Source organism: Pontibacter arcticus (genome assembly GCF_003284895.1).
Lineage (GTDB): Bacteria > Bacteroidota > Bacteroidia > Cytophagales > Hymenobacteraceae > Pontibacter > Pontibacter arcticus.
The window spans coordinates 177,626-200,761 of record NZ_QMDV01000002.1 but is presented as its reverse complement, the minus strand read 5'-3'; the positions used below and the strand labels follow the sequence as shown (position 1 = coordinate 200,761).

General features: G+C 46.9%; 20 protein-coding genes. 9 read left to right on the top strand and 11 right to left on the bottom strand.

Going from position 1 to position 23,136, the window contains the following annotated elements:
* Window positions 1–2 precede the first annotated feature (2 nt).
* The 3 genes from DP923_RS06120 to ric form a co-directional block, all read right to left on the bottom strand.
* Window positions 3–821: a DUF2249 domain-containing protein gene (locus DP923_RS06120; RefSeq protein ID WP_112304975.1), complete on the bottom strand. Its 819-nt coding sequence runs from the start codon at window positions 819–821 to the stop codon at window positions 3–5.
* 2 nt (window positions 822–823) lie between these two features.
* On the bottom strand, window positions 824–1,339 hold the full coding sequence (locus tag DP923_RS06115; protein WP_112304974.1) for a hemerythrin domain-containing protein: 516 nt from the start codon (window positions 1,337–1,339) through the stop codon (window positions 824–826).
* 186 nt (window positions 1,340–1,525) lie between these two features.
* Window positions 1,526–2,485 (bottom strand): iron-sulfur cluster repair di-iron protein, encoded by a 960-nt coding sequence (ric, locus tag DP923_RS06110; RefSeq protein ID WP_112304973.1) that lies wholly within the window; start codon window positions 2,483–2,485, stop codon window positions 1,526–1,528.
* Window positions 2,486–2,663: 178 nt separating this feature from the next.
* On the opposite strand from ric, the gene DP923_RS06105 reads away from it, so the two are divergent.
* The 4 genes from DP923_RS06105 to DP923_RS06090 all read left to right on the top strand — a co-directional run bounded on the left by DP923_RS06105 (window position 2,664) and on the right by DP923_RS06090 (window position 9,013).
* On the top strand, window positions 2,664–5,951 hold the full coding sequence (locus DP923_RS06105) for a vitamin B12-dependent ribonucleotide reductase (protein WP_112304972.1): 3,288 nt from the start codon (window positions 2,664–2,666) through the stop codon (window positions 5,949–5,951).
* A 69-nt stretch (window positions 5,952–6,020) separates the two neighbouring features.
* Entirely contained in the window at window positions 6,021–6,416 is a 396-nt protein-coding gene (locus tag DP923_RS06100; RefSeq protein WP_112304971.1) for a group III truncated hemoglobin, read from the top strand.
* 325 nt (window positions 6,417–6,741) lie between these two features.
* A complete protein-coding gene (locus tag DP923_RS06095) occupies window positions 6,742–8,559 on the top strand; it encodes a hypothetical protein (RefSeq protein WP_112304970.1) in 1,818 nt (605 codons plus the stop codon).
* A 4-nt stretch (window positions 8,560–8,563) separates the two neighbouring features.
* A complete protein-coding gene (locus tag DP923_RS06090; protein ID WP_112304969.1) occupies window positions 8,564–9,013 on the top strand; it encodes a 6-pyruvoyl trahydropterin synthase family protein in 450 nt (149 codons plus the stop codon).
* A gap of 569 nt (window positions 9,014–9,582) precedes the next feature.
* On the opposite strand, the gene DP923_RS06085 is transcribed toward DP923_RS06090, so the two are convergent.
* The 7 genes from DP923_RS06085 to DP923_RS06055 all read right to left on the bottom strand — a co-directional run bounded on the left by DP923_RS06085 (window position 9,583) and on the right by DP923_RS06055 (window position 16,140).
* Window positions 9,583–10,350: an ABC transporter permease subunit gene (locus tag DP923_RS06085; protein WP_112304968.1), complete on the bottom strand. Its 768-nt coding sequence runs from the start codon at window positions 10,348–10,350 to the stop codon at window positions 9,583–9,585.
* A gap of 3 nt (window positions 10,351–10,353) precedes the next feature.
* Window positions 10,354–11,064 (bottom strand): ABC transporter ATP-binding protein, encoded by a 711-nt coding sequence (locus DP923_RS06080; protein WP_112304967.1) that lies wholly within the window; start codon window positions 11,062–11,064, stop codon window positions 10,354–10,356.
* Window positions 11,027–12,322, bottom strand: a complete 1,296-nt coding sequence (locus DP923_RS06075) for a nitrous oxide reductase family maturation protein NosD (protein ID WP_112304966.1) — start codon at window positions 12,320–12,322, stop codon at window positions 11,027–11,029. Before DP923_RS06075 ends, DP923_RS06080 begins: the two co-directional genes overlap by 38 nt.
* Window positions 12,306–12,767: a nitrous oxide reductase accessory protein NosL gene (locus tag DP923_RS06070; protein ID WP_112304965.1), complete on the bottom strand. Its 462-nt coding sequence runs from the start codon at window positions 12,765–12,767 to the stop codon at window positions 12,306–12,308. Before DP923_RS06070 ends, DP923_RS06075 begins: the two co-directional genes overlap by 17 nt.
* Window positions 12,764–13,378, bottom strand: a complete 615-nt coding sequence (locus tag DP923_RS06065) for a hypothetical protein (RefSeq protein WP_112304964.1) — start codon at window positions 13,376–13,378, stop codon at window positions 12,764–12,766. The genes DP923_RS06070 and DP923_RS06065 overlap by 4 nt, the downstream gene beginning before the upstream one ends.
* 171 nt (window positions 13,379–13,549) lie before the next feature.
* Window positions 13,550–15,589: a Sec-dependent nitrous-oxide reductase gene (nosZ, locus tag DP923_RS06060; RefSeq protein WP_112304963.1), complete on the bottom strand. Its 2,040-nt coding sequence runs from the start codon at window positions 15,587–15,589 to the stop codon at window positions 13,550–13,552.
* Window positions 15,590–15,615: 26 nt separating this feature from the next.
* Window positions 15,616–16,140, bottom strand: coding sequence for a c-type cytochrome (locus DP923_RS06055; protein ID WP_239020951.1), 525 nt, complete (start codon window positions 16,138–16,140; stop codon window positions 15,616–15,618).
* Between the two features lie 168 nt (window positions 16,141–16,308).
* Here DP923_RS06055 and DP923_RS06050 point away from each other — a divergent pair, with 168 nt between their 5' ends.
* The 5 genes from DP923_RS06050 (at window position 16,309) to DP923_RS06030 (ending at window position 21,406) form a co-directional block, all read left to right on the top strand.
* The gene (locus DP923_RS06050; protein WP_125047655.1) at window positions 16,309–16,686 is read left to right on the top strand and encodes a hypothetical protein; all 378 of its coding nucleotides are present in this window, start codon (window positions 16,309–16,311) and stop codon (window positions 16,684–16,686) included.
* Between the two features lie 59 nt (window positions 16,687–16,745).
* On the top strand, window positions 16,746–17,645 hold the full coding sequence (locus tag DP923_RS06045; RefSeq protein WP_112304961.1) for a hypothetical protein: 900 nt from the start codon (window positions 16,746–16,748) through the stop codon (window positions 17,643–17,645).
* A gap of 283 nt (window positions 17,646–17,928) precedes the next feature.
* A complete protein-coding gene (locus tag DP923_RS06040) occupies window positions 17,929–19,770 on the top strand; it encodes an AMP-dependent synthetase/ligase (protein ID WP_239020950.1) in 1,842 nt (613 codons plus the stop codon).
* A gap of 174 nt (window positions 19,771–19,944) precedes the next feature.
* Window positions 19,945–20,646, top strand: coding sequence for an MgtC/SapB family protein (locus tag DP923_RS06035; RefSeq protein WP_112304960.1), 702 nt, complete (start codon window positions 19,945–19,947; stop codon window positions 20,644–20,646).
* Window positions 20,647–20,755: 109 nt separating this feature from the next.
* A complete protein-coding gene (locus DP923_RS06030) occupies window positions 20,756–21,406 on the top strand; it encodes a CatA-like O-acetyltransferase (RefSeq protein WP_112304959.1) in 651 nt (216 codons plus the stop codon).
* Window positions 21,407–21,683: 277 nt separating this feature from the next.
* On the opposite strand, the gene DP923_RS06025 is transcribed toward DP923_RS06030, so the two are convergent.
* Window positions 21,684–22,937 (bottom strand): PQQ-dependent sugar dehydrogenase, encoded by a 1,254-nt coding sequence (locus DP923_RS06025; RefSeq protein ID WP_112304958.1) that lies wholly within the window; start codon window positions 22,935–22,937, stop codon window positions 21,684–21,686.
* Between the last annotated feature and the right edge of the window lie 199 nt (window positions 22,938–23,136).

The window sequence follows — 23,136 nt, the reverse complement described above, 5'->3', positions numbered from 1 at the left end:
GTTTAGGTATAGATGAGTAAGTATACTTGGTCAGGGCCTGCTTCGCTAATATTTAACTGGAAGCCACGCTCCTGCAATTGCGGCAACAAAAACTGCGGCACCCGTTTGTGCACTACATATAGCGCTTCGTCGGGGGCTAAATCTTCCAGTTCGCTCAGGATCGTAACCATGGGCTGCGGCATTTCCAGGTGGCGCACATCAATGCGTTTTACTTTTCCGGCAAAGCGTGCGATGCCAGTTTCAAATTCAGTATCAGCACCTTCTAAACTTGGTTCAGCTATACTTCTCGTTTTGTTTTCAGGCCAGAAGTAGGTATAAACCAGGTTCTCAGACTTCGTATCAAGATGGTATTGGAAGTTCTTCTTTTTGAGAATTTCCAGCAGTGGTGTAGGTTCAAAGGTGTTGATCAGCAGCAGCGCTTTTCCGGGAGTAACTTCTTTTACGGCACTCATTATTTGCGTAAACGGATCTTTGCCTTCCGTAATCGCTTCTCGAACATCCAACGTAATCAAATTACTTTCCGGAAGGTTTTTTAGGTACGCCGGTGATTCTATTGAGGCAGCTTCTGCGTGTTGGTTTGGAATATGAACAAACTTACCTTCTACCACAAAACCCAGAGGCGCCAGTTTCTGGAAAAACAACTCTACATCGCAGCCACCGATGCGCGCGGCATCGGCTATGGTTACCCGCGAAGCCAGCACTTTGCGAAGCAACGGGTTACGCAGCTTTTCAAAATGCCCGTTTATACTTGCTATCGTATCTATCGCCTCCGGGTTCTCTTTTATCAGCGCAGAAATTTTGGTAATGGCTGCTATCTTCATGGTTACTCAGCTTGTACTTTTGGTATCCAGAAATTTGGGGTGAAGTCGTCGAGCCGTGGTTCGTGTTTGTGATTCAGCATTTCCCTGGCAAGCTCCATTTCAGCTGGGCTGGTAACAGCCTGCAGGTATGGAAAAAGCTCGCGTTCTTCCCACCGGATGTGGTCGGTCAGGTCTCGCTCCAGTACTTTAAACAGCTCTTTTTGAATTTTGCTGTTTATTTTGTTGCCGCTCTCGATCAACTCCACAATCGAATGGATCAGATGATGTTCTTCTGCCAATCGTTCCCGAACAGTATCGTCTTCTTTCAGGAGGCGGTTCAGCAGCCATTCTTCTTCCTCGCAATGTGCTTTCAATATGTTTTCCCAAAAGTAGCGCACATAACTGCGCAGCAGTTCCAGGTCGGTGCCGTTGTTTAACCCCTGCCGGATCTTCCAGCAAAATAGTAAGCCAAAATGGTGCTCGCGCGAAAGTGGAATCAGACTTTTGTCTCTTTTCTGAGGTGCTAATGTCTTTTTCATGACCTGATGGTTTTATGGCTGTAGCAGAAACTTATAAATAAAAATAACCTACCCCAGCCCCTCTAGAGAGGGAAGCTTATACTTTCGGATATTCCCCTCATCGGAGGGGCTGGGTGGGTTACAGGGAAATATAAAATATTAAGTTTGTTTCCTTTTTTCTGAAAGCCCTGGTACAGACTAAGTTCTTTATTTCACAACTTCTTTTTCCAACTCCACTGCTTTCGGAAACAGGATATTGTTCTCTAAGTGGATGTGGCGGAAAAGATCATCTTCAAACTCCTTCAGTTTTTTGAAAGCAACGGTATAGGTAGCGCAGGCATCGGCAGGCAATGTATAATCATTCGTCAGTTCCCGGATCATTTCCAGCTCACGTCCGGCGTGGTCGTGCTCCATTTCCATCATATTAATCGGGTTTTGGATTGTACCGAAGGATGCCGGTTCTATTTTAACACTGCTTATCTTGGCTTCGCTTAGCTGCTTGATGTATGGAAATAAAACGCGCTCCTCTTTCGGCATATGCGCTTCCAGTTCGTTGGCAACATTTGTAAAATGCTTTACAACTTCGAGTAACTCCGGGTGGTTTTTGCCATGCACGCGGGCTATTTTTGTAGTGTATTCATAGAGTGCCGGGATAGCTTCGCGCACATAACTGTGGTGCATGTTCACGATATAATCTGCCAGAAAACCGGGCTCCCATTTATCGTATTCGGCTTGCCGGGTTTGCTCGGCTTCGTCCATTGCCAGTAACTCGTGCTCGAGTACATCCTGGCTGATGCCTTTTTCTTCGCAAACCTGGGCTACCGTTTTTTTACCGCCACAGCAAAAGTCGATGCCATACTTTTTAAACACCTGCGCCTTTCGGAAATCTTTTGCAACCAGTTCGCCCACGGTCTCTCCTTCGGCTGGTGTTAGTTTACTGATGCGTACTTCCCATACTTCCGGGCCCTGCTCCAGGTACTCCCATTTAAAAATATTGCCACGCTCGCCCAACAACTGGTAATACAGCGGTTTCGGGTCGTGGTCGTTATGAATTACAAAAGCTTCTCCGCCTTTTAGTTTATCGAACCATTCAAAAATGGTCGGGTGTTTCATGCGGGGCTCCAGAACGGTTACATCCAGTGTGTCAATTGTTTGTGTGATTTCCATGTCGTTAAGATTAAAAGTCTTACTTCGTATTGTTACAAAAGTATCAGGTTGATTTCACAAAAGAAGATACAAAAGTCTTTTATTAAAATGATCTTTATCATTTCCGTTGGGAAATCTATATAGCACCTTTGAATACTTATTCTGCTTGTTCACAATAAAGTACTCTTCTCCTAACCCCATGAAAAAAGCCACAGTATTCCACGATAAAAGCCTCACCTTCAAAAGAAAATTTACAACTCCCAACGCCTCACCATACCAACAGTTTACCTATGAACTCCGCTCCTCTACTATCCGCAACCCTGCCGGCGATATAGTGACCGAACTGAAGGATGTGGAAGTGCCGGCGCATTGGTCGCAGATCGCTACCGATATAATGGCCCAGAAATATTTGCGCAAAGCAGGCGTACCGCAACCGGATGGCAGCCTTGGCTCCGAAACGTCTGTAAAACAAGTCGTACACCGGCTGGTAAATTGCTGGCAACAATGGGGAAACAGGTCTAGTTATTTTGCCTCGGAACAGGATGCGCAGGTGTTTTATGACGAACTGGTTTACATGCTGCTGGGCCAATATGCCGCCCCCAATTCACCGCAGTGGTTTAATACAGGGCTTTATAGTTCGTATGGCATCACGGGCACAGCACAAGGGCATTTTTATGTTGATCCTGAAACAGAAGAACTGAGAGAGTCTACTTCGGCTTTCGAAAGGCCACAGCCCCATGCCTGTTTTATACTTTCGGTAAAGGATGATCTGGCCAACAAAGGCGGCCTTATGGATCTGCTGACACAGGAAGCGCGCATTTTTAAGTATGGCTCCGGCGTAGGCACCAATTTTTCGGGTGTACGGGGCAAAGACGAAAAGCTGTCGGGTGGTGGTACTTCTTCCGGGCTTATGTCTTTTCTGAAAGTGAACGACCGCGCTGCCGGCGCTATCAAATCGGGTGGTACTACACGCCGTGCGGCTAAGATGGTGTGTCTGGATCTGGACCACCCCGAGATACAGGAATTTATCAACTGGAAAAAAGAAGAAGAGAAAAAAGTAGCTGCCCTGATCGCTGCCGGTTATTCATCCGATTACGAAGGAGAAGCTTACGCCACCGTTTCCGGGCAAAATTCCAATAACTCCATCCGGGTACCCAACACGTTCTTTAAAGCACTGCATGAAAAGGGCGACTGGCATTTAACAGCACGAACGGATGGCCGCATCCTCAAATCAATACCTGCCCGCACTTTATGGAAACAGGTGGCCGATGCCGCTTGGGCCTGTGCCGACCCCGGCGTACAGTTCGATACCACGATAAACGAGTGGCACACCAGCCCTGCCGAGGGCAAAATTAACGCCTCAAATCCATGCTCAGAGTATATGTTCCTGGATGATACGGCCTGCAACCTGGCTTCCTTGAACCTGCTCCGTTTTTACGATGAAACCATGCAGCAATTTGATGTGGCCGCTTTTGAACATGCCTGCCGTTTATGGACGGTTGTGCTGGAAATATCTGTTTTGATGGCGCAGTTCCCTTCCGAAGCCGTGGCGCAGCGCTCTTTCGATTACAGAACCATCGGATTAGGTTATGCCAATCTGGGTGCTTTGCTGATGGTGCAGGGCCTGCCTTACGACAGCGAAGAAGCACGCGCTTTGGCCGCCGGAATCACCTCCCTCATGACTGGCACCGCTTACCGGACCTCAGCAGAAATAGCGGCCGGTTTAGGAGCTTTTAACAAGTATGAAATGAACCGCGAAGCGATGTTGCGTGTGATCCGGAACCACCGCTACGCCACCTACAACCAACCCGATAATTACGAACACTTAAGTATAAAACCGGTAGGCTTGCACCAGCAGCTTTGCCCGGAATATTTACTGAAAGCAGCACAACGCGTCTGGGATAAAGCGTTAGCGCTGGGAGAAAAGTATGGCTACCGCAACGCACAGGCTACTGTAATTGCGCCTACGGGCACCATCGGTTTGCTGATGGATTGCGACACGACCGGCGTTGAACCGGATTATGCGCTGGTGAAGTATAAAAAATTATCAGGTGGCGGCTACTTTAAGATCATCAACCAATCCTTGCTTGCCGCGCTGCAAAAACTGGGTTATACTTCCGATGAAATAGAAAGCATCGTGAACTACGCCAAAGGCCATACTTCGCTGATAGATGCGCCTCATATTAACCCGGAGGCGTTACTGGCTGCAGGACTTTTACCGGCAGAAATTGCGCAACTCGAAGCCGCCCTGCCTACCGCTTACGATGTGGCTTCGCTGTTCAGTTTTTATACGCTGGGCGCTGCCTGCCTGGAACGCCTGGGTTATACTTCGGAGCAGTACCAGAGCCTGGAGTTTAATTTGTTGCAGGCGCTCGGCTATACTGCCAGCCAAATTGAAGAAGCCAATGAATACGTGTGCGGCACCATGACCGTGGAAGGAGCACCATACTTAAAAGAAAAACACTACCCGGTATTTGACTGCGCTAACCGCTGTGGCAGCAAGGGCAAACGCTTTATCCTGGCCGATGGGCATATTAAAATGATGGCGGCGGTGCAACCCTATATATCCGGGGCTATCTCCAAAACCATCAACCTGCCCCACGAAACCACAGCAGAAGAAATTGCGCGTTGCTATGAACTGTCGTGTGAACTGGGCTTGAAAGCCTGCTCTATATACCGCGATGGCAGCAAACTGTCTCAACCACTTTCTTCTAAAAGCAGCAGCGCTGATTCGACTGAAACCGAAGCAAAAGCAGCCGAAGAAAAGTATAACTCCGAGCAAGTGCTGAAAGCGGCGCAAGCCATCCTTTCAAATTCAGAAAGTGAAGTGTTCCGGCAGCAATTATCGCGCATGGTGGAGCGCCGCAAGTTGCCGGACAAACGCAACGGTTTTACCCAAAAAGCAAAGATAGACGGCCACACGGTTTACATCCGGACGGGCGAGTATGCAGATGGCTCGCTGGGAGAATTGTTTATTGATATGTATAAGGAAGGCGCTTCGTTCCGGTCTATCCTCAACTGCTTTGCCATTTCGGTGTCGCTTGGGTTGCAGTATGGCGTGCCGCTGGAAGAATTTGTGAACCGCTTTACGTTTACCCGTTTCGAGCCGGCTGGTCGTGTGGAGCATCCCAATATAAAATCCGCGACCTCTGTATTCGATTATATTTTCAGGATGCTGGGCTATGAATACCTCAACCGCACAGACCTGGTACATGTGCAGCCCGAAGAACCGGAGATCCTGAACGAAACACAGCCGGAAACCCCAAAAGTTATACTTGCCACCCCAGAAAAATCGGTTCCTAAAACTAATGCTGATGGTTATACTGTTGTAACCAAGCGCCGCACCGTGTTACTGGAGCAAACGCAGCAGGTGCTGGCCAATATGATGGGCGATGCGCCGGTGTGTAATGTGTGCGGGCACATCACCATTCGCTCCGGTACCTGCTACAAATGCCTGAACTGCGGCAACAGTCTGGGTTGCAGCTGATATATCCCGTATCAGGAGTTGCGCTGATTTCGCAGCTCCTGATACGGACTAAAATTTATACTTTATAACATGACCGAAAAACAGGATATACTGAAGTTAGAAGACGTTAAAATTTTGGTAGATACTTTTTACGCACGGGTGCGGGCCGATAAAATGCTGGGGCCTGTGTTTGAGGTGCGTATTGAAGACAGATGGGAAAAACACCTGGCCACTATGTACAGCTTCTGGCAAACGGTGCTGCTCGGCGAGCAAACATACCAGGGCAGGCCGGGCGCCAAACACATTACCTTACCTGTTGATGTAGCACATTTCGAACGCTGGCTGGTCCTGTTTTTTACGACGGTAGATGAGTTATTCAGCGGCGAAAAAGCAACCGAAGCCAAATGGCGCGCCGAGAAAATGGCCGCTATGTTTTCCGGCAAAATCGAACATTATAAAAAGCACCAGCTCAGATCCATACTTTAAAGTATAAAATTCTGCGCTACTTTTTCAGGGTTAATTTATCCTATTCCTCACCCGGCAACGGTCCCTCGCCTACCAACACCTGTCCTATCTGGGTAAAAAGAAATGACGCAGGTCACTTCTTAAACTGATGCTGCTCATTTTGATGCAGGCGGATCCCCTATACCTTAGCGGCACTTCCGGCAATGAAAACTAAACCCGATGCTGCTACAAGTTCCAGAAGCTATACCTGCTTCCGGAGCACCTAACTGATAGGTTCTGCATCATCAGAATTGCTGGTTAACAAGACAAATATTGAGATCCATACGTTAACTGCACTATTCCGCTTATGCAACTAGCTACTCCGCACACATTTCACATCCCTGTTATGGGGCTGGCTTTTTCAATCGATTCGCCGCTGAAAGTAGCCCGCTACGGCATTTCTTCTGTTCTGTCTCTAAGCGATGATACGCTTCTGGAGCAGGTGCGCGCTCATTACAGCCAACAGTACAAAAAGCCCTTTGTGCCCATCTCCGTAAAGGAAGAAGATTACCGGGCCAAAAGAATTACAGCTTACCTTAACCTGGTAGATGAGCTGGTTAAGCAGCAGGTTTCGGAGATGAAGGAGCAGGATTTTACCGCAGGCACCGAGCTGACCAAGTATTTTGAAATGCTGCCGGATAATACTCCGCTCAAAGAACAGTACCGTGAAATGCAACTGGTTACCGAACCGGCCTGGAGAGCGCATTTGCAGGCTCAGCTAAGAGATGCGGTAGTACCCGGAAGTATAGATGTGAACATCATGACCAAGCTGGATAAAACCAACTACGGTCCGGATGGCGAGCCGCTGCCTGCTGAGTATGCCGATGCGATGGCTGCCGTGCGCGGTTTTGCGCAAAGTACCGTAAGCAGCTCCGTTATTTTTTCGGCCGGAATGAACATGCGCTTGTATGGGTATATGGATCAGTTTCCGGCTTTTTCCCCGGATGCTGAAGGCCGGTTTTCAAAACAGATTATTATAAAAGTAAGCGACTACCGTTCTGCAATGGTGCAGGGAAAAATACTTGCCAAGAAAGGCTTGTGGGTATCGGAGTTCAGAATAGAGTCCGGGTTAAATTGTGGCGGCCACGCTTTTGCAACCGACGGCTACCTGATCGGGCCGATTTTAGAAGAATTCAAGCAGAACCGCGAGGCGTTAAAAAAAGAGCTTTACAGTATTTTTAGTGCAGCGCTGGCAACCAAGGGTTTGCATGTTCCACTCGATATTCCGGTTCAGAAAGTAACGGTGCAGGGCGGCATCGGAACACACCAGGAACATACTTACCTGATGGAAAATTACGGGGTTGATGCCACCGGCTGGGGAACACCTTTCCTGTTGGTACCCGAAGCTTCCACGGTAGATGAGCCTACCCTGCAGCAACTGTCTGCCGCCAAAGCCGAAGATTTATACTTAAGCCCTATTTCGCCATTGGGCGTACCGTTTAATGCCCTGCGCGATACATCCGGAGAGCTACTAAAAAAAGAGCGTGCCGACAAAGGAAAACCGGGAAGCCCTTGCATAAAAAAGCATTTGGTATCTAATACCGAGTTTACAACCGAACCCATTTGTACGGCCTCCCGCAAATACCAGCGGCGCAAACTCGAACAGCTACAGGCCCAGCAACTGGATAAAATCACGTACCTGATGGAAGAAGCCAAGGTTCTGGCCAAAGAATGCCTGTGCGATGGCTTGGCGAACTCGGCGCTGCACTTGTTTGGAATTGGGAAAAAGGCGGCATCCAAAGCAGTTACCATTTGCCCGGGCCCGAACCTGGCTTATTTCTCCGGCATCTTTAAACTGCAGGAAATGGTCGATCATATCTATGGCCGCTTTAATGCCCTGAACGATACGTACCGGCCGCATATGTTCATCAACGAACTGAAAATGTATGTGAGCTACTGGAAAAACAAGAAATCAGAACAGCTCGAAAACCTGACAGATAAGCAATTTAAATACCTGCAAAGCTTTTGGGATAACCTGCAGATGGGCATCCAATATTACAAGGAACAACTGCCGTTGATCTATAAAAACGAGTTGGAAAAACAGGTACTGATGCTGGATGAATTACTGGAAGCAGAAGACCAGCTGTGGCTGGCAAGATTACAAGGGTTGGCTATAACAAAATAGGAAGATGGCGAAGATCAGGTTAACGCGCCTCTTTTCCTTTGAAATGGCGCACGCGCTGAACGGTTACGATGGCGCCTGCCGAAACATACACGGGCACTCTTACAAGTTACAGGTTACCGTAATTGGTACGCCCCTGGAAGCAACGGAACATCCTAAAAACGGAATGGTCATGGACTTTGGTAACCTGAAAAAACTTGTTTACCACGCCATACTGGATGAGCTGGACCATGCCTTGCTGCTGCCCGATACAAGTAACCCGGAACTGGTAGAAACCTTGCAGAAACTGCATCATAAGCTGGTACTTACGCCTTACCAGCCCACTTGCGAAAACATGCTGCTCGATTTTAAAACCAGGTTGCAAAACCAAATGCCTTTGCATGTTGAGTTGCATAGTATAAAACTCTGGGAAACTCAGAATTCGTTTGCAGAATGGTACGCAGCCGATCAGGTATAAGCAGTTTATACTTTCGAAATAAGTGTAAGTAACTTGTGCTGCGCAATGAGTTGTAACCAAGTAGAAAGTCGTATGCTTTTGATAACTTACCAACATTATATACTGTAAAAAAGCTATTATTTATACTTTTAGGTGCTTTTACATTTAGTTGTAACAGTAATACCACCGATGATAATACAATGCAGGAGGATGTAAAGATTGGCTCCGTTGAAGAGATAAATCCGCAACCCGGACTTGATGGCGACTTCGCAAAACTCTGAAGTGGATACTATTTCAGCAACTACCGGTACCAACCAATAGCGATCAGCATGTCATACTTGAAATGTCCGGAAAGCGTAGCTGTAGCAATTTTGTTTAGCGGCATCTGTTTTGATTTCATACTTTTCAACTTAGAAAGTGGGTGAGTTAAACACAACCAAGTTTTCGTACGGAGGTTACAGGCAACCGTTACTTTTCAGCTATAAACGTAGGTACAATCCATACTTTTATAAATGCAAAAAAGCGCAGGCATATGGTCTGCGTTTTTTTGCATTTATAAATAACTCTAGACTTCAATATTCAACTTCTATCTAAAGATCTCTCCTCGAAAATATACTGCTCGAGCTAATGTAAGGCACCACAATCCAGAGTAGTAAAAGCCCGAACGCCAGCCCTATTCCCCACAAGCTGCCCAGTATACTTTTGTACAAAGCGCCGGTATACCCCATTAACGCCGACACATCCAGATTCAGTAAAACAATGATTCTGCCCAGGTCTATGGGGTTAAGCGCGGTTAGGACAAGCGTGGCATTTTCTAACGGGTAATCTGCGAAAGTATAAAGTATAAACAGTACGATGCCATCGTAGATCAAAGCAAAATAAAACCACAGCAGCAATGCTATGCCAATGCCTTTGGCTTTATCGCGGGTTATAACGGAAGCCAGAAAGGCCATCGCCACAAAAATGAATGTGATAAAAATACCTGTCAGCATTAAGTATAAACCGGTTATACTTGCCCCGAAAAGCAGCACAGGCACACCCACGCCAAGTATAAACGCACCAGCTAACGAACAGGCCACGCCCAGGTACTCGCTCAGGAAGATCTTTTTGCGGTTGATAGGTTGCGCTACCAGCAACTCGATAAATTCATAGGAATTGTAAAAGTGCGTGGTCGCAAAAATAATACTGATAAGCGGCACCGTTAACAGCACCAGGTTCAGTAAGCTAAGTATGGCTTTATCGGGGTTGCCGCTCAGGTTAAATAAACCGATGGAAAGCAGCAGCAAAAACAACGTATAACCGAGTACAATTTTGTTTCTGATGATGTCGTAGAAAACGTATTTAATGATCTTGCTCATGGCTTAGTCCTCCTCGTCGTTCATAATCTTGGCAATTGCTTTGCTCAGGCGCATTTCGTTTGTCTGTGCTTTAATGTCGGCAATGGTTTCATGGAATTTTACGCTGCCGTCTACCAGGCACATCACTTCGTCGGCTACCTCCTCCACCTCGCTCATGATATGGGATGTGATCAAAATCAGCTTTCCTTTTTTCTTTTCTTTCAGGATCTTGCTTTTCAGGATTTCCGCAGAAATAGGGTCAAGGCCAGCGGTTGGTTCGTCCAGGATCAGAATCTTAGGATCAAACATAAAAGCCAGCGCCGCACTAACTTTCTGCTTGGTACCACCCGATAAGGAACCCATACTTTTATTGTACATCGCAGTTAGCCCGTACAGCCCGATCAGTTCTTCATCTACCTGTTTCACATCTTTCCGGATATCGCGGATCATGCTGATAACCTGCCTGATCTTCATGTTTTCGGGGTAACGCCCAATCTGCGGCATATACCCGATCTGGCTGCGGTACGCATACTTTTTAAGGATACTCTCTCCTGCTATTTTAATATCGCCGCTATCCGGCAGCACCATCCCCAGTATACATTTGCTCAGGGTTGTTTTGCCGGAACCGTTTGGCCCGATAACCGACACCACTCTTCCGGCCGCAAAGCTGACACTTACATCATTCAGCACCTGCAGTTTACCGTAAGTTTTGCGTAAGTTTTCTATCGTTATCATGTTTAATCTTTCTCATCATGGGTTGTTCGTCTACCAGGTTTTCGGGTATAAAACTTGGCAGCACTTTTTCAATGTTATCCAGCATATCCACCATAAAACTGCGCATAAACATAACCGAAGGTGGCACGCGCTCTACCAGCATCGCGTATAAACTTACCGGCCGGTACGGTACATCGCCCACCAGGTTTTTATCCAGATCGTAGCCGCTGTACTTGTCCCAGTAGTTATGCTTGAAGTAGTTCATGGTGGAGTTGCCGTTGGTGCTCACATCAAAAGAATTTCCGGTAAAGTTGTTGAGTTTAAAGGTATCTTCGGTGCAACTGCTCAGCAACCGGATCGCCCAGCCGTTCTTATCAAAATCGTTTTGTTGGATATCCAGCCGGCTGGAGCTTTCCATGTAAATGGCGGTGGTGTTGCGGCTGAACCTGTTATTGTAGATCGCACTATTGGTGATCTCTTTCAAGAGTAACCCATACGAAGCAGCGCCCCAGTTATCTTCAAAGGTATTGTGTGCCATTCGTATATCGCGGGTATACATCACAGCCACACCTGCCCCGTTTTTACGGAACGTATTGTGGGTATACACATTCCGATCCGAGAACATGAAGTGAAGGCCGTAACGCAGGTTGTTGCGGCTGAGATTGTTTTTTACTTCGCTGTCTTTTACAAACTCCAGGTAAATCCCATCACGGTGCCCTTCTACTTTGTTATTGCTGATCACGGCGTTGTCGCAATACCATAAATGGATGGCGTTGCCAAGCGCAGATTCGTTCAGGCCGGTTATATCTTTGCCGCTCACTATGTTACCTTTCACCACACAGTTATCAGAATTTTGCAGGTAGATACCGAAGTATGTATTCAGGATGATGTTATTCAGGATGCGAACATTACTCTGCTCGATCACGCGTATGGCGGCATCATCCTGGCGATAGCTGGTGGCAATGTTTTTCAGGGTAAGGCCTTCGATGGTAACGTTACTGGCTGTTACCGTCATGATCTGGCCTTTGTTATTTCCATCGATCACCGGTTTATTTCTGCCAAGTATGGTAAGGGGTTTATTTATTTCGATGCCGTATTCCTTATAATTTCCAGCTTCAATAAGGATAGTATCGCCGGGTTTAGCTTTGTTGATGGCCTGTTTTACCGAAGTATACGCACACGTTTTACATACTTTCAGAGTAGCGCCAAAGGCAACCTCCACTGTAAGCAGCAGTATAAAAGTTAAAAATATAAAGCAGGGCTTATTCAGGTCTTTCATTGTTTTTAACGGCAGTTGCCGCTTCGTTCCAGGTTAGCAAACGCCCGCCATACTCCTGTTGCATCTTAGCTGCTTCCGCTTCTTGGGCTATAGTAGTCAGGTAATAACCCATCGGGCTTGGCAGTTTGGCTGATTGCAGGAAATAGGCTTCGCGGGCATTTATCAGTTCGCCGGGTTTGGTATAATCAGACACCAGCAGGAAGGCTGCTTTTTCGGTTTGCTCCGGTTGCTCGTTCGCGTAAGCAAGCAGGCATTCCGCCGAATCGAAGAAATAAGCTTTGCCCTTCTCGTTTACCAATTCTGCTCCATACCGGTTATCTGCCACGGTCATGTTGCAATGTGCGCAGTTGGCAGCCCCATACGGTATAGGTTTCTGCTCTGCCTGGCAGCCAGCTAATACGGCCAGCACCATCAGCCCAAAAAGATAAAATGTTAGGTTTTTCATGATGCAAATACTTTTTTAGAACTCTGCGCTGCGAGCTGCTTTTCTGTTTTGCCGCTTAGCCAATATACCGTTAGCGCCAGAACTACGGCCAGCAAAATTCCTAAACTACCTAAGGCCGGCAACGATAATGCATCAAAGTTCAGTAGCGTTTTGCTGCCCAGCAGCGGTGGCACATAGGTCATGCCGGGTACTTTTATAGGCGCGGTCGGGTCCAGGTTAGTACCGAATTTAACCAGCCACAGGTAAAAGTCGAGGATGCCGGCTGCGCCGCCCAACATAAGCATCCCCGTCCAGGCAAGTATAATTTTTCTTTTTCCGATGAACGCGGCTATTACACCAGTTATCATAAAAGCGATTACGATATAAGGCATAAATTTAAGTTCGGCAAACGAGTTCGCATGGATCGGCTTCATCCCGATATAGTGGTTCAGGATATTAAAGTTTTGTAAAACGCTTTCTGAGCTGCCCCCAAGCTTGTTTACCCAGATGTGTAATTCCAGTCCTTCGGGGTACTGGGGCGCTTTTAAGAAAATCTTCCACATCGGAAACAGAAACAATAACCCAAGCGACAAAGCCGCCCCGATCATCAGTATTTTCTGGTAAGTTTTCATGGTTTAAAAGTAAAAGTGCTTGTACGAAAGGCTGTTTTATACTTGAGTGCTATCTATTTTCTGCGTTTTCTTTTGCAGGTGAAGAGCTGAAATGAAGTATAAACTGCCCTTGCTATAAAGACTCAGCGGAAGCTACCTGGGTAACCTCCGCTGAATGCATTATTTTAAATTCTATTTAGTTGAGGCGACAGCTGGTACCGGTTTCTTTTTACCAGTAGAAAAGCTGATCGGTACGTTGGCACCTTTTGGAGATACCCGGATGTAGCCTTGCATTTCCTGGTGCAGCGCAGAGCAGAAGTCGGTGCAATAGAACGGATACACGCCAGTTTTTTTGGCTACCCACTTCAGGGTTTGGGTGGCACCCGGCATAATCAGCGTCTCCGCATTATTGGCTCCCATAATCGCGAATCCGTGCGGTACATCCCAGTCCTGCTCCAGGTTTGTTACATGGAAGTATACGGTGTCTCCAACTTGGATGCCTTCGATGTTATCCGGTGTCATGTGGCTTCGGATAGCTGTCATTTTAACGCGCACCACATTTTTGCCTTCACGTTTCACGCTCACGTCCGCTTCTTTTTTAACAGCGTGCGGGTGTGAGTTTGCATCCAGCTTATAGAACTTAGTGCTTTTCGGAGCAACTTTATCAGCAAGTATGGCTTGCGCGTAGTGCGGTTCTGCTACGGTCGGGAAATCCAGGAGCATCTTCATTTTCTCACCAGAGATGTCGATCAACTGGGCAGAGTGTGCTAACTCAGGGCCGGTTGGCAGGTAACGGTCTTTCGTGATTTTGTTCATGGCTACCAGGTATTTTCCATACGGTTCTTTTGTATCGCCGCCCGGTATCATTAAGTGACCAATTGAGTAGAACACCGGTATTCTGTCCACTACTTTCAACTCGTTCAGTTTCCATTTTACTACTTCAGAAGACACGAACATGGAAGTATACGCGTTCCCTTTTCCATCAAACTCGGTGTGCAATGGCCCTAAGCCAGGCTCTTTCACTTCGCCTTTCAGTACAGCTTCATACTTCAGTACCGGGATGCCATTTTTCTCGCCGTCGAACTGTTTGTTTTTAATTGCAGCCTGCATTTTAGAGAAAGAGAACACCGGAATAGCAGAAGCCAGTTTACCGCTTACTACCATAAACTCGCCACTTGGGTCTACATCGATGCCGTGAGGAGATTTAGGTGCAGGTAACAGGTACATCATGCCCGGGCAATCTTCTGGTAACAGGTAGCGTACTTTTTTCTTGATGGTAGACTTGGCAATGTGCGAGTTTTCATCCAGCTTGTTGTGGTAATAATTAGCCGGCATTTCGCGCGCTTTGCCTTCTTTGGCATACTTGGCTGCCAGTTTCCAGTTGATTGCGGCCAGGTAATCTTTGTCGTTTTGCGAAGCGCCTACTTCTTTCAGCGTACCGGCTTTCTCAGAGTTATAGGTTGTAAAGAACACCCAATCTCCTGATGGGCCTTTGCCACCGTTGGCTAAGTCGTAGTCAAAACCAGGAACCAGAATCTGGAAATCCAGGTCCATGTCGCCGTGTTCCGGGTCTATTTTGATGAACGAAATAGAACCTCTGAACTCTTCGCCATACTTCTCCAGGCTTACATCACCTGTACCGCCTTTCATATCCAGGGGCACGCTAAAACGGGTACCTGCAATCACGTACTCGTTGTTGTTAGTTGGGTAAGGCGAGCAGTGGTTACCAGCCGAGTTCGGAATTTCCATGATCTCGACAGTCTCAAACGTTTTCAGGTCTACCCGTGCCACACGCGGCGTATTGTTACCGTTCACGAATAACCAACGGCCATCAGTCTGCCCATCGGTGCGCGATAATTTCGGGTGGTGCAGATCATCCCAGGGTATAAAACCATGAGACGTATTCAGCATCGCCTTCGATTCTTCGCTGTAGCCGTAGCCGTTTTCAGGGAACTGCGAGAACACCGGAATGATCTTCAGCAATCTGCCGGAAGGCAAACCATATACCGATACCTGCCCGTTAAAACCACCTGATAGGAAAGAGTAAAGTTCGTCGTGCTTGCCAGGTGCTACATAAACAGCCGTTGCTGCGTCAGAAGAGACACTATCGGTTGCACCGGCACTTCCTCCTTCTGTTTTGCTACAGCCCTGTAGCATGGTACCAGTAGCCAACGCCATCAGCAAGGCTGCTTTGGGTACAAATTTTTTCAATTTAAAAATTGAAGTTTCCATTATCGTATGGGTTAATTTGATCTTTTTTAGATGTTCTTATCGTTTTGTCTCAGGAATTCGAGCAGCGCTCTGGCATCGTTTTCAGCTATATCCTGGTTGGTCATCTGGGTTAAGTGCTCGGCCAGCAGTTTTTTGGCTTGCGGGTCTTTTTTGGTCATTTCTTCCGGGTTGATGATCATGTTCATTACCCATTCCGGCTTGCGCCTTTCGGTTACGCCGGCAAGGCCCGGGCCTACAATTTTCTGATCAGATAACTGGTGGCAAGCTGCACATTTGCCTTCGAAGATTGTTTTGCCGTTGGCAGCGAGTGCTTCGTCTACTTCTGCTCCTACTTCTACTGTAGCGACAGGCCCTATTCCTTTGCCATCATCCTCAACTGGTGCTTCCTGCGCCAGACTAGATTCTTCCTGTGTAGTTGTAGCCTGGTTTTCAGCATCTCCGGAACAGCCAAAAAGCAGTGTGCTGCACACCAGCGCCATAGCTGCTAACTGGAAAGGTTTGAAAAGAGTACTGGTCAGTTTCTCTTTTAGTGGGGTAAATTGATCTTTCATGATTTTAGTGTTTTAGTTTCGGCTCATCAGTTTTCGGGTTGATGATGAAACAAAGGTATAGGCTGGTATTAACAGAATAGAAGACCTTAATCTCTTTTATTAATGATCTTTGTCATTTTTAAGGCTGCATCTCTCCCTGACCTTTGACGCAGTAACCCGTACTGAAAAATGAAACACCTCATTTGCTCTCTCCTGCTAATCGGTATTATGGCAAACGCCATGAGCAGAAGTGGCATGTATGTATTTTATCAGCTAAACCGCGCCGTTATCGCAGCTACGCTGTGTGAGGAAAGAGCAGTGCCGGAATCTACCTGCCAGGGGTCCTGCTACCTGAAAAAGGAATTAAAAAAAGCGCAGGAACAGAATAAGCAGACACATCGCCATTTCGCTCAGGGTACTGATCTGGTTTTGTTCCTTTATCCACTTGCTGCTCCGTTAAAGGAAGTATCAGCAGAAATTAAAACTCAAAAACATACGTATCTGGCTGGCTCATCAAGCGAGTTTAGCATGATGATCTTCCACCCTCCTGCATACCGGTTTTCTTAATCCACTTACCTCCTTTCTCACCAGGAAAACCAAGTATGAAATCCTCAAAAATTCAAGTCATGAAAAAGTTATTTTTACTCCTCATTGCCCTGCTTGCTTTTAATACTAACACACACGCCTGCGACAAAGGCTGCACCATGGGCGGAAGCTATTTTGGTATTCTGCCACAGTTCCATAAAAACTTTGCGGGTCTGCGTTATACTTCGCGCTCGTATACTATTACAGCAACCCACGGCCACCACACCGAAATTACAGAAGAGCATTTTACAACCACTGAGCTCTGGGGACGGATTGTACCGGTTAAAAATGTGCAGGTTTTTGCTTTTGTACCTTATACTTTCAACAACCAGGCTGGCAGCCATAGCACTGTTAAAAGTCAGGGTTTCGGAGATGTAACGCTGCTGGCCAATTATTCATTTATCAATACCGGAGACAGCCTGCGCCATCCCTTAAAACACACACTGCAACTGGGTGGAGGAGTTAAACTGGCGACCGGCGCTACAAATATCAAACAGCACGAAGAAACGCTGGCCAGCAACATGCAGCCCGGCACCGGCAGCACCGATTACCTGCTGAATGGCATATACACCATCCGCTATAAGCAAATGGGCCTGAATAACGATGTTACCTACCGCTTCAATTCAGAAAATAAGGACGGCTATAAATTCGGTGACAGGATCAGTGCATCTTCCAATGTTTTTTACTGGCAGCAGGTTGGTCGTATTTCGGTGCTGCCAAGTGCCGGTATATATTATGAGCATGCCGAAGGAGACAAAGAACACGGCGTAGCGAACAGGCAGAAAGGCGGCGATTCATACTTCACTAACCTGGGGCTGAACGTGTATGTAAAAAATCTGGCAATTGGCGGTACGTACCAGCTTCCGGTCAGCAGCACCGAAGCGCACCATGCTACCAAAGGCAATAACAGAACCATGCTGAACCTCACATATATGTTTTAGAAAAAAGTATAAATTTGACTGTATACAAAGGCCGCTCCTGTAAGTGGCCTTTTTTATACTTTGAAAAGCAATTGGTGTGCACTTTCAAAAAGTCAGAACACTAGTTGTAGCGCTGGTTTATACTTAAAACACAGCGTTTGCATCATCCGAAAAATAAAAATGATATGTACTGTGGTGCTAACTAACTTTCTGCATTTATAATACAACTTGTAACACGTACTTTTGCATGCTGAACAGCAGTTTTATTTGCCCGTAAAACTTATGCCTGCGTTTATTTAACACAATGCAGCTGAAGCAGCCTGACAAAAACAATACTACCATGACCACACCCCCGAAACGACTCTTCGATTTCATGACGTATCAGCTGGAAAATTTCCCGCTGGAGGATATGTTCGCAGCCAAAGAAAATGGCGAATGGCGTAAGTATAATACGCAGGAAGTGCAGGAGACCGTAGATAAATTAAGTGCGGGTTTACTGGCATTGGGCGTTTCGGGGAGAGATGGCAGCATAGAGCAGCGCGATAAGATTGCTATTATCAGCCAGAATTGCCCGGAGTGGATGCTGGTGGATCTGGCGGTTCAGCAGATTGGGGCTGTATCAGTGCCAGTTTACCCCAACATACACTTAAACGAGTTGCAATTTATACTTCAGGATGCCGGCATCAAGCACATTTTTGTGGGCGATAAAGCGCTTTATCAAAAAATAGAAAGTATACTGCCGCACCTCCCCGCTTTTAAGACCATTTATACGTTTGAGCAGATCGAATATGTGCCGCACTGGTCTGAGCTGCTGGTTAACGTAACCCCTGCCAGCCAGGCTAAACTTGACACCTGCCGGAATAATATACAAGAAAGCGACCTGGCTACTATACTTTATACTTCGGGCACAACAGGCGTACCAAAAGGTGTGATGTTATCGCATCGTAACATTATCAGCAATGTATTTGGCAGCACCGAGATCATCGAAGAAATTGGCGTGAAGGGCAAACGTGCGCTTAGTTTTCTGCCACTGAACCACGCCTTCGAACGCATGGCTACTTATTGTTTTATGTATGCCGGTACTGCTGTTTATTATGCCGAAGGCATGGATAAAATTGCCGCCAACCTGCGCGAAGTAAAACCAACTTTATTTACCACCGTACCGCGCCTGCTGGAGAAAGTATACGAAGGCATTTTAGCCAAAGGCCGCGAGCTGACAGGCGTTAAACGCACGCTTTTTTTCTGGGCACTGAAGCTGGCCGAGCAGTACGAAATCAATACACCCAAACCGCTGAGTTACCGCCTGCAACTGGCCGTGGCTGATAAACTGATCTTCAGCAAGTGGCGCGAAGCATTGGGCGGCGAAGTGAAAGCCATTATTACCGGAGCAGCTGCCTGCCAAATGCGTTTGCTCAAAGTGTTTACAGCAGCCGGTATCGTTATCCAGGAGGGGTATGGCTTAACAGAAGCTTCGCCGATCATCAGCGGAAACCGTTACCCTGAAAAAGACAGGATGTTTGGTACCGTTGGCCCTTTGTTAACAGGTGTGGAAGTAAAAATTGCAGCCGATGGCGAAATACTTTGCAAAGGCCCTAATGTAATGCTGGGCTACTACAAACACCCTAACCTGACCGCCGATGTAATGGACGGCGAGTGGCTGCGTACCGGCGATATCGGCACACTGATAGATGGTAAATTCCTGAAGATAACCGACCGCAAAAAAGAGCTTTTCAAGACAAGTGGCGGCAAGTATGTTGCCCCGCAACCCATCGAAAACAAGATGGTGGAAAGCGACTGGATCGAGCAGATTATGGTGGTTGGCGAACAGCAGAAGTTTGTGGGAGCGCTGATCGTACCGGCTTTCCAGGCGCTAAAAGAATGGTACACCAACCAGGGCAAAACGTACCCCGGCAACCAAGCCGTAACCCAGGATACGCAGATCAAAGCCCTCATCCGGGAAGCCATCAATAATTACAACAAAAATTTTAACCCGGTAGAGCAGGTAAAGAAATTTGTGCTGATGCCGTCGCAGTGGACCATCGAAAACGGTGAACTCACTCCTACCCTGAAGCTGAAACGGCAGGTGATCGTAAAAAAATACGACGACCTGATCGGTTCTATGTATGCCAATGTGAACCCGGCATAATACGCTGATCATCAAGTATAAATAGGCACGTTTTATACTTCAGATAAAAAACAAGTGCGTTTATACCTGGGTGTTTGCGTTTATACGTTGCTTTCCGGCCATTTAAATCGGCGTTTTTTCTAAACTTTCAGCAGCATCCTAAGTAAAGGAATAGGCAATTTAAGCAGCCTTTATATGGATTGGAGCTTCCTGGAATCAACGGAAATAAATACGGGCACTATCGTTTTCAGAATATTTTTAAGTACGGTATTAGGTGGTTTGCTGGGCTGGGAACGCGAAAGCCGCAGCCAGCAGGCCGGCCTGAGAACGCACATGATCATTTCAGCAGGTTCGTGTCTGCTGATGATCATTTCGGTGTTTATTCCCCAAACTTTCTCTAATTACCCGAACGTAGACCCGGGCAGAATTGCCGCACAGGTTGTTTCCGGAATTGGCTTCCTGGGTGCAGGGGCCATTTTCAGGTTGGGCGGTAATACGCACGGCCTTACTACGGCGGCTACCATCTGGGCAGTTGCGGCGGTAGGGCTGGCAGTTGGCGTAGGCTTGTACGATGCAGCTGTTGTGGTTACGTTGCTGCTGCTTTTTGTACTTGCCATACTTGATAAAATAGGAAAACGGTTTTTTAACGGGAAGTCTTTAAAAACGCTCAAGGTTAATTTTGCATCCACCAAGATCGAGACCAGCAAAGTGATGTCTATACTTGAGAAGTACGAGATCACAACTAAAAGCATTAACATTGTGCAATCTACTAACAAGCAGCACACCACCCTGAAGCTTTACGTTTTTGTGCCGACCGATCTGCATGTAAAACAACTTTACAAAGAGCTTAACGAGTTGAAACATGTAGGCCAGATCTCATTGGGGCAGGATTTTTAAAGTATTTATATTTACTTTCAGAAGTAGTGAAGTAACTGCTAACCAGGTGTAGCGGATTGATCAGCAAAAAAACTAATTTTGCCGGGAATAGCTTACCAACTCCTTACCCATGCAGACCCGCTACAGCCAAGAGCTGATCCCGATTACCGGCTGGAACCGCGAAGAGACATTCCGGTTTTTCAGTACTTTCTCGCAGCCATACTTTAACGTACACACCGAGCTCGATATAACACCACTTTATACTTATTGCAAAGCCAATAAATTAGCCGTTTCGCTGGGGTACATGCACGCGACTTTGCAGGCTGCCCGCGCTACCGAAAACTTTTGTTACCGCATCCAAAACGGCGAAGTTGTAAAGTATAATGGTCTTGACCTATCGAGTACCGTTTTAAAAGATGATCTCAACGTTGGCTTTACGCACTTCCCTTATCACGAAACACTCGAAGATTTCTGCCGCCAGGGAGCTGAAATAATTGCCGAAGTAAAGAAAAGCACTAAACTCTTTAATGGCTACCAGGGCGTAGACCTGCTGCACATGACCACTCTGCCGTGGTTTAAATTTAAAGGGATGGAACATGCTTTTGCTTTAAATGGCGAAGAGGCGGGCGTACCTAAACTGGGCTTTGGTCAACTCGAAATAGAAGAGGATAAGGTTATACTCCCGCTGAGTATTGGCCTTCACCATGCGTTGGCAGATGGCTACCACATGCACCTGTTTATGCAGAACCTGGAGGCTGTTGTAGCAACCTATAAATCCTGATTTTATCGTTATAAAGTATACTTCTTAAACCCTTTTTATACTTTGAAGCTGTTCATCGTTTTACTTAAAACTGATTCGGCTGCCCTTGCTGCGTGTTTTCACCAGCAAGCAATTAGGCAGTAGTTCCATGGCAGAAGTATAGTTGTTGGTGAAAACACCAACAACGGCAGTCAAGTATAAATATTAAGCCCGATTTATACTTTGTAAAGTATGAAATAAAAAAGGCTCCTGTTAGGGGAGCCTCTTTTATTTATATTCAGGTAGAGATCAAATCAATTTAATTTCCGGGAGAGATTTTCCAGAGTTCGCCGTTCGAAGCATCGGTTACAACATACAGCGCGCCATCCGGGCCCTGGCGTACATCACGGATGCGTTGGTTACGATCTTTTAACAGATGTTCTTCGCCGGTTACGCGTCCGTTTTCCAGTTTAAGACGAACCAGCAGTTTATCTTTCAGGCCACCCACAAACAAGTTACCACGCCACTCCGGAAATGCAGAACCCGAATAAAACTGTGCGCCCGAAGGGGCAATTACCGGATCCCAGTAATAAACAGGCTGCTCGTAGCCTTCTTTTGCCGTTACAGAATTAGGAATTGGTTTACCGGAATATTCTTCGCCGTAGGTTACCACAGGCCAGCCGTAATTCTTCCCTTTTTCTATTTTGTTCAGCTCATCACCACCCTGCGGGCCCATATCCACTACCCAGAAATTACCTTCGGCATCAAAAGCAGACGCCTGCATGTTACGGTGCCCTAAAGACCAGATTTCCGGTAAGGCGCCTTGCTGCCCCATAAACGGGTTACCCGGAGCCGGAGCGCCATCCGTGGTGATGCGTAATATTTTGCCCATGTGGCTGTTCATTTGCTGTGCCTGCGGCCTGATTTCGATATCGGAACGCTCGCCTAAGGTCATATAGATCATACCATCAGATCCGAAAGCTAAACGTGATCCAAAGTGTTTATCGCCGTCGTAGGTTGGCATGGCCCTGAAAATGACGCTGACCTGGCTCAGGCTTTTACCGTCTGCAGAAAGTACGCCTCTGGCTACGCTGGTTGCATTGCCGCCATCGCGGGGCTCAGAAAAACTCCAGAAAATTGTTCGGTTCGAAGCAAAATCAGGGCTGAGGGCTACATCCAGTAAACCACCCTGCCCCTTCGGATCTACTTTTGGCACTCCACTGATTGGCTCGCCTACTGTACCAGATGCAGATACGATACGCATGCGACCCGGCTTTTCGGTCACCAGCAAGGTTCCGTCTGGCAGCGGCTCTACAGCCCACGGTTTTTCGAGGCCGGTTGCCAGCACATCCACTTTGTAAGCAGCTTCCGTTTTAATGCCGCACGCACGGGTCTGGCCGGCAAAGGCAGGTTTTTGCTCGGGTACATTGGCCGCACGGGTTTCCAGTGGCGAGCAATTTTCAGGGATTTCCGGTGCCTGCGAAGGATCATCTGAGTTAACGGAATTCTTGCAGCTTGTACCAGCGCCTGCCAGTAAAACTGCCGCTAAAAAAATGTGAAGTGGTTTATTCATAGTGTCTGCGTTAGGTATTCTTTCGGACTAAAAACTATACTTTTACTGTAACCAGTTGCAATTTAACAACCTGCTAACCGAAATGTTTTTACTCCGATACTTGCATAAAGTTTAAGCCTATCTAAAAAACGTTCTATCATTACTTAGCTAATACCCTATAAGACATCACTTTTAAAACTGGATTTTCACTTCTGCTTTT

Coding starts and splice junctions, on each gene's coding strand:
- DP923_RS06120 (WP_112304975.1), bottom strand. CDS start 821: ATGAAGATAGCAGCCATTACCAAAATTTCTGCGCTGATAAAAGAGAAC.
- DP923_RS06115 (WP_112304974.1), bottom strand. CDS start 1,339: ATGAAAAAGACATTAGCACCTCAGAAAAGAGACAAAAGTCTGATTCCA.
- ric (WP_112304973.1), bottom strand. CDS start 2,485: ATGGAAATCACACAAACAATTGACACACTGGATGTAACCGTTCTGGAG.
- DP923_RS06105 (WP_112304972.1), top strand. CDS start 2,664: ATGAAAAAAGCCACAGTATTCCACGATAAAAGCCTCACCTTCAAAAGA.
- DP923_RS06100 (WP_112304971.1), top strand. CDS start 6,021: ATGACCGAAAAACAGGATATACTGAAGTTAGAAGACGTTAAAATTTTG.
- DP923_RS06095 (WP_112304970.1), top strand. CDS start 6,742: ATGCAACTAGCTACTCCGCACACATTTCACATCCCTGTTATGGGGCTG.
- DP923_RS06090 (WP_112304969.1), top strand. CDS start 8,564: ATGGCGAAGATCAGGTTAACGCGCCTCTTTTCCTTTGAAATGGCGCAC.
- DP923_RS06085 (WP_112304968.1), bottom strand. CDS start 10,350: ATGAGCAAGATCATTAAATACGTTTTCTACGACATCATCAGAAACAAA.
- DP923_RS06080 (WP_112304967.1), bottom strand. CDS start 11,064: ATGATAACGATAGAAAACTTACGCAAAACTTACGGTAAACTGCAGGTG.
- DP923_RS06075 (WP_112304966.1), bottom strand. CDS start 12,322: ATGAAAGACCTGAATAAGCCCTGCTTTATATTTTTAACTTTTATACTG.
- DP923_RS06070 (WP_112304965.1), bottom strand. CDS start 12,767: ATGAAAAACCTAACATTTTATCTTTTTGGGCTGATGGTGCTGGCCGTA.
- DP923_RS06065 (WP_112304964.1), bottom strand. CDS start 13,378: ATGAAAACTTACCAGAAAATACTGATGATCGGGGCGGCTTTGTCGCTT.
- nosZ (WP_112304963.1), bottom strand. CDS start 15,589: ATGGAAACTTCAATTTTTAAATTGAAAAAATTTGTACCCAAAGCAGCC.
- DP923_RS06055 (WP_239020951.1), bottom strand. CDS start 16,140: ATGAAAGATCAATTTACCCCACTAAAAGAGAAACTGACCAGTACTCTT.
- DP923_RS06050 (WP_125047655.1), top strand. CDS start 16,309: ATGAAACACCTCATTTGCTCTCTCCTGCTAATCGGTATTATGGCAAAC.
- DP923_RS06045 (WP_112304961.1), top strand. CDS start 16,746: ATGAAAAAGTTATTTTTACTCCTCATTGCCCTGCTTGCTTTTAATACT.
- DP923_RS06040 (WP_239020950.1), top strand. CDS start 17,929: ATGCAGCTGAAGCAGCCTGACAAAAACAATACTACCATGACCACACCC.
- DP923_RS06035 (WP_112304960.1), top strand. CDS start 19,945: ATGGATTGGAGCTTCCTGGAATCAACGGAAATAAATACGGGCACTATC.
- DP923_RS06030 (WP_112304959.1), top strand. CDS start 20,756: ATGCAGACCCGCTACAGCCAAGAGCTGATCCCGATTACCGGCTGGAAC.
- DP923_RS06025 (WP_112304958.1), bottom strand. CDS start 22,937: ATGAATAAACCACTTCACATTTTTTTAGCGGCAGTTTTACTGGCAGGC.